The sequence below is a fragment of the Maritimibacter sp. DP1N21-5 genome (genome assembly GCF_019218295.1).
GTDB lineage: Bacteria > Pseudomonadota > Alphaproteobacteria > Rhodobacterales > Rhodobacteraceae > Maritimibacter.
Genome location: NZ_JAHUZF010000007.1, coordinates 218,344 through 232,289, shown reverse-complemented (window position 1 = coordinate 232,289; position 13,946 = coordinate 218,344). Strand labels below are relative to the sequence as shown.

Here is a 13,946-nt window from a genome sequence, read left to right as displayed (position 1 = left end):
ATGGCGCCGAAACTGTCTCTAACCAACCTGAAATCGCTGTCGGACAAAGTCGCCGTGCCCACCTATGCACGCGAAGACCTGTCGGCGGGCATCCTGCATTTCGGTGTCGGCAACTTCCACCGCGCGCATCAGGCAATGTATCTTGATCGGCTCTTCAACGAAGGCCGCGATCACGACTGGGCGCTCGTCGGGGCCGGTGTCTTTGCCGGCGAAGCCAAGGGCCGCGCCGTGCTGGAAGCTCAGGACTGGCTGACCACGCTTGTCGAACAGGAGGCCGACCGGAGCGAGGCGCGGGTGCTCGGGTCGATGATCGACTTCATCGAACCGGCAAACGGGGCCGCCATCATCGAACGCATGGCGCAGCCGGACATTCGCATCGTGTCCCTGACGATCACGGAAGGGGGATACTTCCTCGATTCGCAGGACCAGTTCGATCCGACGCATCCCGCCATCCAGGCGGACGCCGCCGCGCCCTCTGCGCCCAGGACCGTTTTCGGCATGATGATCGCCGGCCTGCGCGCCCGGCGCGACGCCGGGATGGCGCCCTTTACCGTGATGTGCTGTGACAACATTCCCCACAATGGCGCGGTGACAAAGAACACGCTCGTCGGGCTGGCGCGGCTCTCGGACCCCGATTTCGCGGCCTGGATCGAGGGGAACGTCGCCTTTCCCAATGCCATGGTCGACCGGATCACTCCGGCAACGACGGATCGCGAACGCCAGATCGCGGCGGAGGAGTTTGGCGTCGAGGACGGCTGGCCGGTGTTCTGCGAAGGCTTTACGCAATGGGTGCTGGAAGACGACTTTCCCCAAGGTCGTCCCGCCTTCGAGACGGTCGGCGCGCAGTTCGTGGACGACGTCGCGCCCTTCGAGCTGATGAAGCTCCGCATCCTCAATGGCGGCCACGCGACCATTGCCTATCCCGGCGGGTTGATGGGCATTCACTACGTGCATGAGGCGATGGCGCATCCGCTGATCCGCGCATTCCTGCGCAAACTGGAAGAGACCGAAATCGTGCCGATGGTGCCCCCCGTTCCGGGAACGGACGTCAGCGCCTATTTTGACCTGATCGAGAGCCGGTTCTCCAATCCCAAGATCGGCGACACCGTGCGGCGCCTGTGTCTTGATGGGTCGAACCGGCAACCGAAGTTCATCGTTCCTGTCATTCGCGACGCCATCGCGAAAGGGGCGTCGATCGAGGGGCTCGCGCTCGAATCGGCGCTCTGGTGTCGCTATTGTGCCGGGATGGACGACGCGGGGAACCGGATCGAACCCAACGATCCCAACTGGGACCGGCTTGTCGCCGTGGCGCTCGAGGCGAAGGATCGTCCCGCAGCCTGGCTCGAGCAGGCGACGATCTACGGCTCGGTCGGTCGTGATCCGAGGTTCTCGTCCGCTTTTGAGATCTGGCTCGGGCTTCTTTGGAGCGAAGGGACCGTCAAGGTGCTGGAACGCTACCTCGCTGCGTAAGGCAGCCACGGACGCCTGACCATGGTCGAGCCGGTTTCGACGACGGCTCGCTTCCTGATGTCCATTGAACCACCACCCCTCGGCTCGCGTTGCAATCGGGACCGAAGCGCAAGGCGAGGAGGTTCACATGACGGACGCAACCAGTTGTCTCGTAACCAAACTGTCTCACTACCTGCCCCTGTCCGACGAGGACGTGGCGCGATTGGCCAGGCTCGAGCGTAACGAGCGGAACTTCCCGGCCGACCACGAGGTCTATCAGGGCGGCGATCGGAACAAGGATCTCTACATCGTCAAGCACGGGTGGTGCTTCAGCTATACCGACCTGCCCGACGGACGACGCCAGATCGTCAAGATCCACCACCCGGGGGATGTCATCGGCTTTCCCGATGTCGCTCTCAAGCATGCAACCTCGACCCTGCGCACGATCGAGGATGTCTGTTTGTGTCCCTTTCCGAAATCATCGCTCGACACGATCCTCCGGGAATCGCCAAGGCTGTCCGCCCTGCTCATTTCCATCGCGCTCAGGGATCATGTGGTCCTGATCGACGTGCTGCGGGCCATGGGCCGCATGAGCGCGCAGGAACGGGTCAGCTACATGTTGCTCGACCTCATATCCCGGTTGCGGATCACCAACAGCAAGATGACCGATACCATCCGGCTGCCCATGACCCAGGGCCAGATCGCGGATTACCTCGGGCTGACCAATGTCTACGTCAGCACGACCCTCAGGCGCATGGAGCGCGCGGGTTTCATCGAGCGGGACCATCAACACGTCCGGCTGCTCAAGGAAGACGAGATGATCTGTCTCACTGATTTCCATGATCGCTACGCCGACATGGACACCTCCTGGTTCCCTCAGGACTGAGCGCGGGCGCGCAATTCAATCCAGTTGAAAGTGAGACTCCGGATCGTCGGGCAGTCTCGACCTGTCAGCGGGCGCGAAACGCGCCCGGTGGCGGAACCATATGGCAGCCCGTCGCGTTGCCCCACCGACAGCGGAGAGTGAATCGTAAGCTGTTGAAATAAAACAGCGAATTTCGCTTATTGACGCTCGGGGGCGAACGGAGATGCTACGGCTTTTCACGGCTTTGGGACTTGTGATTCTCGCGGCCGTCTTGCCGACCTTCGGTGCCCTTATCTGTGTAGCTCTGGTGGTCATTCAGATCGCCCTGATGGCGCTTCGGCCGCTTCTTGCCTGTGTGCCCGCGCGGCTTTCGATGTCTGCGCGAGAGTCCGCTGACCCCTGGTTCTCGGTCCATGTGGCGACCCATTCGGAACCCCCGCGGGTCGTTATCGACACCCTGCGCGGGCTGCTGGATCAGGATTGGCCGGAGTCGCGCTACGAGATCATCGTGATGGACAACAACACCGCCGACGATGCGCTCTGGCGGCCGGTAGAGCGGTTCTGCTCCGCCTACCCGGGTCGGATCAGGTTCCTGCTTCGCATGGGCGTTTCCGGGGCCAAAGCCGGCGCGCTGACCATAGCTCTGGAGCAAACGGACCCGCGCGCCAGTCACATCGTCACCGTGGACGCAGATTATGTCGTGACCCGGGATTTCCTGCGACGGGCGGCCGCCGCACTTCACCGTACCGGCGCGGACTATGTCCAGTTTCCGCAGTCCTATAGCGACGCAACGCTGGCCGCGCCTGGGATCAATGCCGAACTCGAGGAATACTTCCGAACCAAAGCCGCACGGGCGGATGTGGCAGAGGCGGTTTTGCTGACGGGAACGCTGTGCGTCATTTCGCGGGACGCCCTGACCGCAGCGGGCGGATGGTCCGGGAGCACCACGACCGAGGACGCGGAACTTGGCGTTCGGCTTTGTAAAGGCGGGTATTCTGGACGGTTCATCAATCAGGTGGTCGGCAAGGGGCTCTTGCCGCTTTCGCTGCGCGATCTGGAGCGGCAGCGGTATCGCTGGTGCAGCGGGAATTTCCAGACACTCATGACCCATGCTGCGACGATCTTCACGCGGACGGGCGCACTCAGCCTTCACAAACGTCTCGTCGTCCTGTCGCAGTTGACCGCCTGGTTCAACCTGGCCCTCATCCCGGCCATGCTCTTGGGCGCATGGCTTCTGACAGGGCGCGCGGACAGCACTGCTTCGACGCTGGCCGCCTGTGCCATCGTTCTGAGCCTTTGCGATATCGTGATCCGCGTGTTGGCCCGGGGCTTGCGGGACGGGCTGCCTCCGGGCGTCCTGGCACGGGCCCTCGCCTGTCGCATCGCGCTGGCGCCTCAATCGGCCAAGGCCACATTCGATGCGCTGGCGGGCAGCCGGCTGACGTTCGTCGTGACCGACAAGTCCGGCCTGAAGGACGCGGCAGCGAGAAACTTCTCGGTCTGTCCCTGGCTGCCCTTCCTCGCCGCCGCCGTCCTCTTCATCGTCGCGCATCCGACAAATCCGCTCATTCTCGCGGCGCTCGGTGCGCTGATGCTGCCGTTGCCTGCGGCGATGCTGACCTTCCGAAGTTTGCGCGGCTATCGGCAGGCCGTCCTGCTGCTCGGACGGGAGGCCATGGCATGATCTCGGGTCCTCTCGCCCCCTGCGTGGACATCATCATTCCGACCTTCAACCGCGCGCATCTGATCGAGGGCGCCATCCGGGCGGCGCTCGTGCAAAGCTGGTGGAACAGTCGCGTCCATGTCATCGACGACGCGAGCACCGATGCCACGGCGCGGGTGGTGGAACCCTTCTTCGCGCATCCGAAGTTCAATTACATACGCCTCGCGCACAACCTCGGCACGGCGCAGGCCAAGAACGCGGGCCTTCTGCTGACCGCCGGCGACGCAGTGACCTTCCACGATTCCGATGACATTCCGCATCGCGACAAGGTCTTGCATCAGGTGCGCCGGCTGAGCGCGCAGGACGTTCGCGCGGACGGTTGCCTGAACTGGCCCCTCGCGAACAAAGAGGCCGGCCAAAACCTCACGGTAAGCGTGGTGCTCACCCATCACGAGCTGATTTTGCCCGACGGACGACGGGTGGAGATCCGGCGCGACCTGTCGCTTCTGGATGACGTGTTTCCCAACCTCCAGATGGGCGCAGAGGTGCCCGGGGAATGGACACATATCAATTCGGGGCTCTTCCGGACCGATGTATTTCGTCGTCTCGGCGGGTTCGAGGATTGCGTCGAAGAAGACCGCGAGCTTCGCAATCGACTGATCCTGAATGGCGAAGTCATCTGGATCGTGCCGGAGCTGCTTTTGACCAAGATCGAGACGCCCGATAGCCTGACCCAGTCGCCGGTCTCGGACTATGTCAGTGAACGTCGCCGTGCGGACCGGCAGAGGGTCTGGCAAAAGGTCGAGGATTGGCGGCACAGCGGACGGGTGGAGCCGGTGCCGGTCGATTGTCCGGCGCTCGAGGTCCGTCAGGTCAGCCGCCCCGAATGGCTACAGCGGCGCGACATGCCGGCGTCGCCTGAGACCCTTGCCCGGGTCGACAACATCCTGACAGCCGAAACCTCGGACCGGGTGGCCGCGCAATGAGGCCCATTCGCCACTTCGCCGATCGTCCGCATGTCGCCATCGTCGACCCCTGTAGTGCTGCGGGCTATGACCTGCCCGATATCGAGGCCGGCGGGCTTGGCGGCACGGAGGCGACCGTTCTGCGCATCTCGGCGGCGCTCGGGGCGTCGTTCGACATCACGCATTTCCAGCACGGCCGCAGTGTCGAGCAACGGTCGATCGCCGGTCGGCTTTGCCCACTTGGTGACCGGGGTCCGACAGGCGATTTCGACGCGCTGGTGGTGATCAACCGCTGGAAAGTGGCGGTTGCCCTTCGCCGGCGATACCCCGGCACGGCGGTGTTCCTGTGGCTGCATGTCTATCCCGGCCGCCACAACCGAAAGATGGGGACGGCGTTGAAAGAGGCCGGCATCACGGTCATCTGCGTCTCGCTGACCCATGAAAGGTATCTCGAGACGTTTCTGAACGCCGCCGCGATGCCTCGCTCCGTGGTGATCTACAACCCGCTGAACGATGCCCTCCAGCCCGACGGCACGCCGCGCGATCCTTGTCGGCTCCTGTTCGCAAGCTCGCCACACAAGGGGCTGGCCGAGGTTTTCGCCCAGTTCGCGACTTTGCGTGCGCAAGTGCCGGACCTTACCCTCGCCGTCGCAGATCCCGGCTATTTGCGATGGGAATGCGGGCCGGTGCCGGAAGGTGTGACATTTCTCGGCGCGCTGTCGCATCCGGCGCTGATGGAGCATCTGCGCCGCGCCCTCTGCCTCTTCTATCCGCAGACCACCTTTGCCGAGACCTTCGGGCTCATCCTTGCCGAGGCGAACGCCGTCGGAACACCTGTCCTCGTGCATGGCGCTCTGGGGGCGAATGCGGAAATCGTGGCGGACCGGAATCAGCACGTAGACGGACATGATCCGGCCCAGATCCTCGCCCGCATCCAGGCGTGGCGGCGCACGGCACCGCGGGTGCGCTCCAATCCCGCCTTTCGCCTGTCATCCGTTGCGCAGAAATGGGCGGATCTTCTGAGCTCCGCCGTCGCCGTTCAAGACCATCTCGAGGTGCAATCATGAGAGCGCCGCATCTTCCAGCCGCCGTGATACCGGACATCGGCGGTCCGGTCCCTTCCTGGGTCAAGGATCGCCTGTCGGCTGCCGCCGGTCCCGAGGACCGGGGCGAGCAACCCATCGCACGTTCGATCGATTTCCTTTTTCAGGCCGGTCTGCTGCGGGAGGACGGCAGCGCGGACCCGGTAAGGACCGCATCGGCGCTCATGCAGGTGGGTGCGGCGAACCTCAGCGCCGGACGACTTTGGGAGGGGCACATCAACGCCCTGCGGCTGATCCGTCTCTATGGCACCCCATCCTTGAAGCGAGATGTGAACCAATGGAACGCTTTGCTTCGGGACTTGGCGCCGTGAGCCGTGCTTTGGTCACGGTAGACACCGAAACGGGAGTGCGCCTCGCCCTTGTCGACGTGACCCATCATGACCGGGCCGATTCCTCCTGCTGGACCGTGCAGGGCATGAAGGCCACGCAATCTGGGTGCTATGATTTCGCCGGCATCGCGGTGCAGGACATCCGATGGGTCGGCGGGGCAGGCGATTACCTGCGCGAGCCGCATTTCGTCGGGGGTGTCTGGCGCATCGCAGCTTTGCAGGTGGGCGGCGCCATCGGCCTTCTGGACTGTGCGGTCGGCGCGCTTCGGGCCATGGGCCGACTGGAGGCCCAGGCACAACAGACCCGGCTGATGAATGTGCTGATGCGGGCCTGGGCTGGTGCGGCGCTGACCGAACGTGCGGCGCAGGCCCCAGCGGACCCGACGGTGCCGGTCGAAGGCGTCGTGGCCACCGCCATCTCGGCCCGCCTGTTCACCGAAGAGGTCGGGCTCGACGCCATTCGCGCCGTCGAGCAAAGCATCGGGCTGCGGCATTTCGAGGCCGGCTCGGATACCGGGCGAAAGGCGCGCGACCTGGCGGTCTACCTGCGTCAGGTCGCGCGCGATGCCTTCGTGCAGCGCGCGGCAAGTCATGCGCTCCTCAACGACCAGCCATGGGGGGTGTTCGGATGACGATTACCCTCCGCCCGGACGATGCCGTGTTTCAAGGGCGCGAAAGGCTCGTCGTCCTCGCCCCGCACCCGGATGACGAGTCGCTCGGCTGCGGGGGACTGCTGGCACGTGCCTTCGAGGGGGCTGGCGCGCATGTCGTCTGCCTGACCGATGGCGGGGCAAGCCATCCCGGCTCGCACGGATGGCCGCGCGCGCGGCTTGCCGCCCTTCGGCGTTCGGAGATGGACCGTGCCATCGCCTGTCTGGGCGGGTCCCGCGATGCCCTGACGTGGCTTGGCATGGAGGACGGCGGGCTTTGTCGGGCCAATCCGCAGGAGATGGCCGCGCGTCTGGAAGCGCTGATCGAAGACGTGGGGGCGCGGCACATCTTTGCGCCCGCCCCGGAAGATCACCACGAGGACCACCGCGCCACGGCCCGCTTCGCGTCGGCGCTCCGGTCACGCCGACCGGACTGGAGGTTCTACGCCTATCCGGTCTGGTGGCGTTGGGACGATCCCGACTTCGCCCGAAAAATTGCTCGTCAAAGGCCGGTCTTCCTGCCGCCGGGTCGGCACCTTCCCCGAAAACAGGCGGCGATTCGGGCGCATCGGTCGCAAATGGGACTGGTCGTGGCAGACGATCCTTCCGGGTTTGTCCTTCCGGCCGGCTTCACGGAGAGGTTCGCCCAAGAAGACGAGATCTTCTGGAAGATGGCGTGATGGGGGTCGACCGGGATCACCTTACCGCGCTTTATGCCGGGACCTCGGACCCGTGGAACTTCGAGCACAGCGGTTACGAGCAGGCCAAGTTCGCGGCCACGCGGGCGGCACTCTCGCGCAGAGCCTATGCCTCCGCGTTCGAGCTTGGCTGCGGGAACGGACAGCTTGCGCGGATCCTCGCGCCGCTTTGTAGCCGCTATGCCGGGATGGATGCCGTGGGTATCGCTATCTCGGCCGCGCGGCGCACGGTGCCGGACGCGCGGTTCGTACAAGGGTTTTATCCCTGCGCACTGCCCGCAGGCGACTTCGATCTGCTGGTCCTGTCCGAAATCCTCTATTTCCTCGACGGTCGAAGCCTGCGGACCCTCGCCCGCGAGATCGCCACGTCCTGGCCGCGCGCAGAGGTTCTCTGCGTCACCTGGCTGGGAGAGACCGGTCACGACATTCAGGGCGAGGAGGCGCTGGCGTTGTTCTCCGCCGCTCTCACCACACACGCGATCATGCCTGTCACGCAAACCGAGGGTTATCGGATCGACCGGGGATTGCCGAAGGAGGGATCATGAAACCTGTCACTGCCCCTGACATCGCCGTCGTCATCCCCGCCCGGAACGAGGAAGAGCGGATCGCGGCTTGCCTCGCCGCCCTCGCGGGTCAATGCCCGGGAAGGGTCGCGGTGATCCTGGTGGTCAACAACACCACCGACCGGACCGAGGACGTGGCGCGGGACGCCGCCGGGCAGTTGGGGCTCGACCTGACCGTCCTGAGCCTCCGCCTTGGCGCGCAGGAAGGGGTCGGCACGGCCCGCCGGATTGGCTGCGACCATGCACTGCGCAGCTTGCCCGCGCTGCGATACCTGTTCACCACGGACGCAGATGGCATCGTCGACAAACACTGGATCAGCCGGACCATTGCGCATCTGAAAGCGGTGGATGCGGTCTGCGGCAAGATCGAACCGATGGCCAGAGAAGCGGGCATTCTCGCTGCCATGGACCGGCACCTCGGGGCGCTGGAAGGTCTCTATCGTCGACTGGTTCAGGACTTCTATGCGCGACATGTCCCGGGTTGCGCGGATCTTGCCGGGACCCACGGCGAGGCGGCCGGTGCAAGTCTGGCCTTCACACGGGACGCCTTTGTCGCCGCCGGAGGCTTCGCCCCGATCAAATGCGGCGAAGACCGGCGGATCGTCCGCACGTTGCGCGGGCTGGGGTGCAAGGTGCGCCATGCCGACGACGTCACGGTGCAGGTGTCCTGCCGGTTGTCCGGACGCGCCGCCGGGGGAATGTCGGACGCGCTGAGGGCCCGCATCGGGCAGGCCGACTACCTGATCGACGATTGCCTGCCACCAGCCGATTGGCTGACCCGACGGGCGTACACCGAGACACTGGGTCCCTGGCCGCCACTCGTGCCGACACGCTTTCGGATCAAGGTGTGCGACCTGCCCCGCCATATCGAAATGCTGAAGACCTACCGGAATTCGGAGTGGTTGATCCCCGCTCCGGACGCTCCGGCTGCGACGCTGTCCCAGTCTGTCCGAGACAGCGAAGCGCCGGAGTGGGGGTCGGCGACTGTCCCCGCTGACCCCCGACCCCAGACGCGTCGGGATACATTCCCCGGCACGTCTGTCGCGATCCTCAAACCAACCGTCGGCACCGCCGACCCTGAAAGGAGCCCAAGATGACGACGCTGAAAGACCTTTACGTGGAAGAACTCCAGGATCTCTGGTCTGCCAACGACCAGATGTCCCAAGTGGTGTCTGCGATGGCCGACAAGGCCTCGGACAAGAAGTTGTCGGACCGGTTGAGCTCGGCCAAGGACGGGATCGACAAGCACACGCGCCTTCTCAAGTCCCTTCTGGAAGACGCCGATGCAGAGGTGAAGAAAGACCACTGCAAAGGCATGGAGGGCCTGGTGAAAGAGGCTCGCAAGCATGCGCTCGACAGTGACATAAGCGGTGCGGCGCTCGACGTGGCGATCATCGCGCAATACCAGCGGATGTGTCACTACGGCATCGCAGGCTTCGGCACGACCAAGGCGTTTGCCGAGGCGCTTGGAGAAGATGACGCCAGGCGCAAGCTCGACGAGGCGCTCGACCACATCTACGAATCCGACGACTTCATGACCGAACTGGCGGAACGTTCCCGCAACGTCGACGCGGCTGCGTGACTGGCAAACGCCACCGGGGCGGCGATTTCGCCGCCGCCCCGGTGGTCTTGTCGCGCGTCGGGCGGAACCCCCGCAAGCGAGACGAGTTGTTCCATATCACACCCACAAAAATCGGAGAGGTCCAATGCATTCGATAATCTATCTGATCGGTCTCATCGTGGTGGTTCTCGCAGTTCTCACACTCATCGCCTGATCCAAGTCCAGCGCCTGATCCAAGGAGGATAACATGATGCCCGAACACAAAGGAAAACCAGACACCGACACCTCGATCACCCAGGACGCCAAGGAGACCGCCGCGTCGGTCTCCGATGCCACCAAGGAGCAGGCCCAGAACCTGGCGCGGTCGGTCGCCAGCGATGCGCAAACCTACGCGGGTCAAGCCAAGGTGTCTGCGGCAGACGAGGTCAAGGACGTCGCATCCGCCCTCAGGACCGCGGCAGACGAGTTGCGGAGCGGGTCGCCGCAGGAGCGCACCTTCAGCCAGATCGCGGACTCGCTCGCGGATGCGTCGGACGCGGTGCGAGACAAGGACCTGGGAGAGATGGTCGGCGCCGTCAATGACTTCGCCAGACGCAATCCGATGATCTTTCTCGGAAGTGCCGCGCTGATCGGCTTTGCGGCTACGCGCTTCGCCAAGGCCTCGGGGGACCGCTCGCCAAGGTCGGGAGGGACTCCCTCCGGCTACCGTGATCGGCAGAGCTCTCCCGCGCCAACCACGCAAGCGACCGGCCACGGCGGACCCTCCGCCCCGGCCGGCACGACACCCGTGAAAGGAGGCACAGTATGACGAACGATCCGAACAAATCCGCAGGGAGCCTGCTGAGCGACGCGCTCGCGCATGTCAGCTCCCTTGTCCGCAGCGAAGTCGATCTGGCGCGTGCGGAGGTCAACGAGAACCTGAAGAGTGCCGGGGTCGCCATCGGCATGATCGTCGGCGCCGTCGTCGTTGCCCTGACGGCGCTCAATATCCTCTCTGCCGCACTAGTCGCCGCCTTGACCGAAGCCGGCATTCCCGGCGGCTGGTCTGCCCTGATCGTGGGCGTGGTCTTTGCGGTCATCGCCTATGTGATGCTGCAAAAGGGCACGAATGACCTGAAACTCAGCAGCCTCGCACCGACGCGGACCGCAAGGAACGTGAAACGCGACGCTCAGGCCGTGAAGGAAGTTTACGATGACAAATGACACTCGCTCCCCCGAAGACATCGAACGCGACATCGAACGCGAACGCGCAGGTCTGACGAACACGCTGGACGATTTGCAGGATCGGTTCTCGGTCGAATCCATTGCCCGTCAGGTCACGGATTCCTTCCGCGAACATGGCGGTGACCTTGGTCGGTCGGTGTCCGACGCCGTCAAACGGAACCCTGTCGCCTTGGCCCTGACCGGGGTCGGGCTCGCCTGGCTCATGATGGACAAGCGGTCCGACAGTTACCGGCACGACGGCTATCGCAACTATCGCGGCTATCGCAACAGCGCGGATCGCGTGCAACCGCGCGGCTATGGCTATGTGGCCGATGATCGCTACGACCGCGACCCGGACCACCGCCCCAGAAGCCTCGCTGGCCAGCCGCTCTACTCCGGCCGTTACGGTTCGGCCGAGGGCACGCCCGACTGGGCCCGTGACGATCGTGATGACCACAGGAGCGCCGCGTACGGCCTTCGCCAGACCGCAAGGGATGCCGGCCACAGGATGTCCGATACGGCCTCGGATGTCTCGGGAAGCGTTCGCGAGACAAGATCGAGCGTGGCCGACAAGGCAAAGAGCGTCGCGACGAAGGCCCGGGACGCGGGCACGCCGGTCAAGGAAGGTGCGCAGGGGCTCGCCTCCTCCGCCTCCGAACGCGCTTCTGCGCTTCGTGACCGGCTGGCACAGGGCACCGAAGATCTGACGGAGGACGCGCGTCATCGCGTGGTCGAGGCCCGCCGGCGTGCTTTGGAAGCCCGGGACGCGGCGGCGGACTATGCGCGGCAGGCGCGTGGGCAGGCGGTGGACATCTTCGAGCAGCAGCCTCTGGTCGCGGGTGCATTGGCCGTCGCGCTTGGCGCGGCCCTGGGCGCGGCCCTGCCCCGCAGCCGTGTCGAGGACGAATATCTCGGCGAGCAGAGCGACCATCTGATGGCCGAGGCTGAACGCATCTTCGAAGAGGAACGGGAAAAGCTCGGCAAGGTTGCCAAGGCCGTCACCGACGAAACCCGGCAGGCTGCGCGCGAGATGAAGGCGGAAGCCGACGAAGCCGTTTCCGGATCGAGCGTGGAGCAGGCCGCAGAGGACAAGGCCAAGTCCACCGGCAAGCGCATCGCGGACGCCGCCAAGACCGAGGCCGAGAAACAGGACCTGGGCAAGGTCGGCAAGTCGCCGAAATCCGGCACCTGAGACCAGGCCCGATCCGCGGGCTCCTGCGGATCGGGCAACACGAAAGAGAGGTTCGATGGCCCGCGGCAGACACGCACGCACACCAACGCAAATCCCGGCCAAAGGGTGGAAGGACATCGCCCTGCGGCTCAAGTCGGAGATGGCCCGGGACCACGTCGGGCTGATCGCAGCCGGCGTCGCCTATTACGCGCTTCTGGCGCTCTTTCCGGCCATAACGGCGCTGATGGCGCTTGGCGGGCTGGTGCTCGAGCCGCCCGAGGTGACGGCGCAACTGGAAACGCTGACACAGGTGATGCCGCAGGACGCGGCGCGGATCATCCTCGATCAGGCGGTGGAGGTCGCGGGTTCCCGGGAAGGGGGACTTGGGCTGGCCTTCGCGATCGGCCTTCTCCTGGCGATCTATTCGGCCTCCAAGGGCATGGGCAGCCTGATGGAGGGGCTCAACGTCGCCTATGACGAGGAAGAAGGCCGAGGGTTCATCTCGCGGACACTCTGGACGCTCGCCCTGACGCTGTTCCTGATCGTCGGGCTGATCCTCGGACTTGTAGCGACGCTCGCCGTCCCGGCCGCCCTCAACCTCGTCGCATTGCCCGGATGGCTCGACTCCCTTCTCGCGCTCGGACGATGGGTGATCCTCGGCCTGATGACGATCTTCGGCTTTGCGCTTCTCTATCGCTTCGGACCCTCCCGGGATCGGGCAAGATGGACGTGGCTCTCGCCCGGCGCGGTCGTCGGGTGCGCGGTCTGGCTGATCGCCTCGGTCGGTTTTTCGATCTACGTCAGCAACTTCGGCAGCTACAACGAATCCTTCGGCAGTATGGCCGGGGTCATCATCCTGCTCGTCTGGCTCTGGATCTCGGCCTACATCATTCTCATGGGGGCCGAGCTCAACGCCGAGATCGAAGCACAGACCGCGATCGACACGACCGTCGGCCCGGAGAAGCCGATGGGCAATAGGGGCGCGGAGAAAGCTGACAATCTGGGCGAGGTCGCCGACGGAGGCTGACGTCTTCACCGCCCAAGGCGGATAGCCGCGCATGGACGGGTCGGCGGGGCGGCATCGCCGGAACCCGCGCGCCGAAGATCCCGTTGTTCTGCTGTAACAGACACTGGTTCGAGAGGAGGCTCACATGGACCACAGCCAGCACACCCCGCTTCGCCCCGAGGAGTTGAATGAAGGAAACCTCAAGGGGGTCAACGTCTACGGACCCGACGATCATCACATTGGCGACGTGTCCCATTTCCACGGGACCGGTCCGACCGCCCAAGCCGTCGTGGATGTCGGCGGGTTCCTTGGGATCGGCGCCAAGCCGGTGGCAGTGGACGTCTCGCGTCTGAACTTCATGCGCGATCCGAACGGGAAGATCCACGCCACGACACCAATGACGAAGGACGACCTGAAGAACCTGCCGGAGCACCGGGACTGACGTTGCTCCCGAGGCTGCCAATCCGTCACGACATCAGGCCGCCAGACCTGCTTCTCGACAAGGTGGCATCGGGTTTGGCGGTTCTTTCCTTCTGAAGCTATGCCCTTAACCATCAAATGGCGCGCCGGCCTTCCTGGTCTCGACATCAGTTCCTCCGACCCCCGAGGCCGAATCGCGTCTGTCGATCCACCCGCATTCTGACCGCGGTTTCGGGCGCGTCATCCAACCAGATTAACGGTTTGGTTTCTTGCTCCCCCGGCGGCCGTTTTCAGCCCGCG

Annotated in this window: 16 protein-coding genes; all 16 read left to right on the top strand. The window is 64.7% G+C overall.

Annotated features, from left to right (window positions below; all coding sequences use genetic code 11):
• Positions 1-1,470 carry a mannitol dehydrogenase family protein gene (locus KJP29_RS19130; RefSeq protein ID WP_218465231.1) on the top strand — a complete coding sequence of 490 codons (1,470 nt, stop codon included), beginning with the start codon at positions 1-3 and terminating at the stop codon, positions 1,468-1,470.
• A 127-nt stretch (positions 1,471-1,597) separates the two neighbouring features.
• Complete coding sequence (locus KJP29_RS19125) at positions 1,598-2,335, top strand: Crp/Fnr family transcriptional regulator (RefSeq protein WP_218465230.1); 738 nt, start codon at positions 1,598-1,600, stop codon at positions 2,333-2,335.
• Positions 2,336-2,537: 202 nt separating this feature from the next.
• Entirely contained in the window at positions 2,538-3,998 is a 1,461-nt protein-coding gene (locus KJP29_RS19120; RefSeq protein WP_218465229.1) for a glycosyltransferase family 2 protein, read from the top strand.
• Positions 3,995-4,963: a glycosyltransferase family 2 protein gene (locus KJP29_RS19115; protein WP_218465228.1), complete on the top strand. Its 969-nt coding sequence runs from the start codon at positions 3,995-3,997 to the stop codon at positions 4,961-4,963. The genes KJP29_RS19120 and KJP29_RS19115 overlap by 4 nt, the downstream gene beginning before the upstream one ends.
• On the top strand, positions 4,960-6,009 hold the full coding sequence (locus KJP29_RS19110; RefSeq protein ID WP_218465227.1) for a glycosyltransferase family 4 protein: 1,050 nt from the start codon (positions 4,960-4,962) through the stop codon (positions 6,007-6,009). Before KJP29_RS19115 ends, KJP29_RS19110 begins: the two co-directional genes overlap by 4 nt.
• Entirely contained in the window at positions 6,006-6,356 is a 351-nt protein-coding gene (locus KJP29_RS19105; RefSeq protein ID WP_218465226.1) for a hypothetical protein, read from the top strand. Before KJP29_RS19110 ends, KJP29_RS19105 begins: the two co-directional genes overlap by 4 nt.
• The gene (locus KJP29_RS19100; RefSeq protein WP_218465225.1) at positions 6,323-7,006 is read left to right on the top strand and encodes an acyl-CoA dehydrogenase; all 684 of its coding nucleotides are present in this window, start codon (positions 6,323-6,325) and stop codon (positions 7,004-7,006) included. Before KJP29_RS19105 ends, KJP29_RS19100 begins: the two co-directional genes overlap by 34 nt.
• Positions 7,003-7,704: a PIG-L deacetylase family protein gene (locus tag KJP29_RS19095; RefSeq protein WP_218465224.1), complete on the top strand. Its 702-nt coding sequence runs from the start codon at positions 7,003-7,005 to the stop codon at positions 7,702-7,704. The genes KJP29_RS19100 and KJP29_RS19095 overlap by 4 nt, the downstream gene beginning before the upstream one ends.
• Positions 7,704-8,267, top strand: a complete 564-nt coding sequence (locus tag KJP29_RS19090; protein ID WP_218465223.1) for an SAM-dependent methyltransferase — start codon at positions 7,704-7,706, stop codon at positions 8,265-8,267. The genes KJP29_RS19095 and KJP29_RS19090 overlap by 1 nt, the downstream gene beginning before the upstream one ends.
• Complete coding sequence (locus KJP29_RS19085) at positions 8,264-9,382, top strand: glycosyltransferase family 2 protein (RefSeq protein ID WP_218465222.1); 1,119 nt, start codon at positions 8,264-8,266, stop codon at positions 9,380-9,382. Before KJP29_RS19090 ends, KJP29_RS19085 begins: the two co-directional genes overlap by 4 nt.
• Complete coding sequence (locus KJP29_RS19080; RefSeq protein WP_218465221.1) at positions 9,379-9,867, top strand: ferritin-like domain-containing protein; 489 nt, start codon at positions 9,379-9,381, stop codon at positions 9,865-9,867. Before KJP29_RS19085 ends, KJP29_RS19080 begins: the two co-directional genes overlap by 4 nt.
• A gap of 226 nt (positions 9,868-10,093) precedes the next feature.
• The gene (locus tag KJP29_RS19075) at positions 10,094-10,654 is read left to right on the top strand and encodes a hypothetical protein (RefSeq protein WP_218465220.1); all 561 of its coding nucleotides are present in this window, start codon (positions 10,094-10,096) and stop codon (positions 10,652-10,654) included.
• Positions 10,651-11,049, top strand: a complete 399-nt coding sequence (locus KJP29_RS19070; RefSeq protein WP_218465219.1) for a phage holin family protein — start codon at positions 10,651-10,653, stop codon at positions 11,047-11,049. Before KJP29_RS19075 ends, KJP29_RS19070 begins: the two co-directional genes overlap by 4 nt.
• On the top strand, positions 11,039-12,241 hold the full coding sequence (locus tag KJP29_RS19065) for a DUF3618 domain-containing protein (RefSeq protein WP_218465218.1): 1,203 nt from the start codon (positions 11,039-11,041) through the stop codon (positions 12,239-12,241). The genes KJP29_RS19070 and KJP29_RS19065 overlap by 11 nt, the downstream gene beginning before the upstream one ends.
• Before the next feature lie 55 nt (positions 12,242-12,296).
• On the top strand, positions 12,297-13,247 hold the full coding sequence (locus KJP29_RS19060) for a YihY/virulence factor BrkB family protein (RefSeq protein WP_218465217.1): 951 nt from the start codon (positions 12,297-12,299) through the stop codon (positions 13,245-13,247).
• 124 nt (positions 13,248-13,371) lie between these two features.
• Complete coding sequence (locus KJP29_RS19055) at positions 13,372-13,668, top strand: PRC-barrel domain-containing protein (protein ID WP_218465216.1); 297 nt, start codon at positions 13,372-13,374, stop codon at positions 13,666-13,668.
• Positions 13,669-13,946 lie beyond the last annotated feature (278 nt).

Coding starts and splice junctions, on each gene's coding strand:
- KJP29_RS19130 (WP_218465231.1), top strand. CDS start 1: ATGGCGCCGAAACTGTCTCTAACCAACCTGAAATCGCTGTCGGACAAA.
- KJP29_RS19125 (WP_218465230.1), top strand. CDS start 1,598: ATGACGGACGCAACCAGTTGTCTCGTAACCAAACTGTCTCACTACCTG.
- KJP29_RS19120 (WP_218465229.1), top strand. CDS start 2,538: ATGCTACGGCTTTTCACGGCTTTGGGACTTGTGATTCTCGCGGCCGTC.
- KJP29_RS19115 (WP_218465228.1), top strand. CDS start 3,995: ATGATCTCGGGTCCTCTCGCCCCCTGCGTGGACATCATCATTCCGACC.
- KJP29_RS19110 (WP_218465227.1), top strand. CDS start 4,960: ATGAGGCCCATTCGCCACTTCGCCGATCGTCCGCATGTCGCCATCGTC.
- KJP29_RS19105 (WP_218465226.1), top strand. CDS start 6,006: ATGAGAGCGCCGCATCTTCCAGCCGCCGTGATACCGGACATCGGCGGT.
- KJP29_RS19100 (WP_218465225.1), top strand. CDS start 6,323: ATGGAACGCTTTGCTTCGGGACTTGGCGCCGTGAGCCGTGCTTTGGTC.
- KJP29_RS19095 (WP_218465224.1), top strand. CDS start 7,003: ATGACGATTACCCTCCGCCCGGACGATGCCGTGTTTCAAGGGCGCGAA.
- KJP29_RS19090 (WP_218465223.1), top strand. CDS start 7,704: ATGGGGGTCGACCGGGATCACCTTACCGCGCTTTATGCCGGGACCTCG.
- KJP29_RS19085 (WP_218465222.1), top strand. CDS start 8,264: ATGAAACCTGTCACTGCCCCTGACATCGCCGTCGTCATCCCCGCCCGG.
- KJP29_RS19080 (WP_218465221.1), top strand. CDS start 9,379: ATGACGACGCTGAAAGACCTTTACGTGGAAGAACTCCAGGATCTCTGG.
- KJP29_RS19075 (WP_218465220.1), top strand. CDS start 10,094: ATGATGCCCGAACACAAAGGAAAACCAGACACCGACACCTCGATCACC.
- KJP29_RS19070 (WP_218465219.1), top strand. CDS start 10,651: ATGACGAACGATCCGAACAAATCCGCAGGGAGCCTGCTGAGCGACGCG.
- KJP29_RS19065 (WP_218465218.1), top strand. CDS start 11,039: ATGACAAATGACACTCGCTCCCCCGAAGACATCGAACGCGACATCGAA.
- KJP29_RS19060 (WP_218465217.1), top strand. CDS start 12,297: ATGGCCCGCGGCAGACACGCACGCACACCAACGCAAATCCCGGCCAAA.
- KJP29_RS19055 (WP_218465216.1), top strand. CDS start 13,372: ATGGACCACAGCCAGCACACCCCGCTTCGCCCCGAGGAGTTGAATGAA.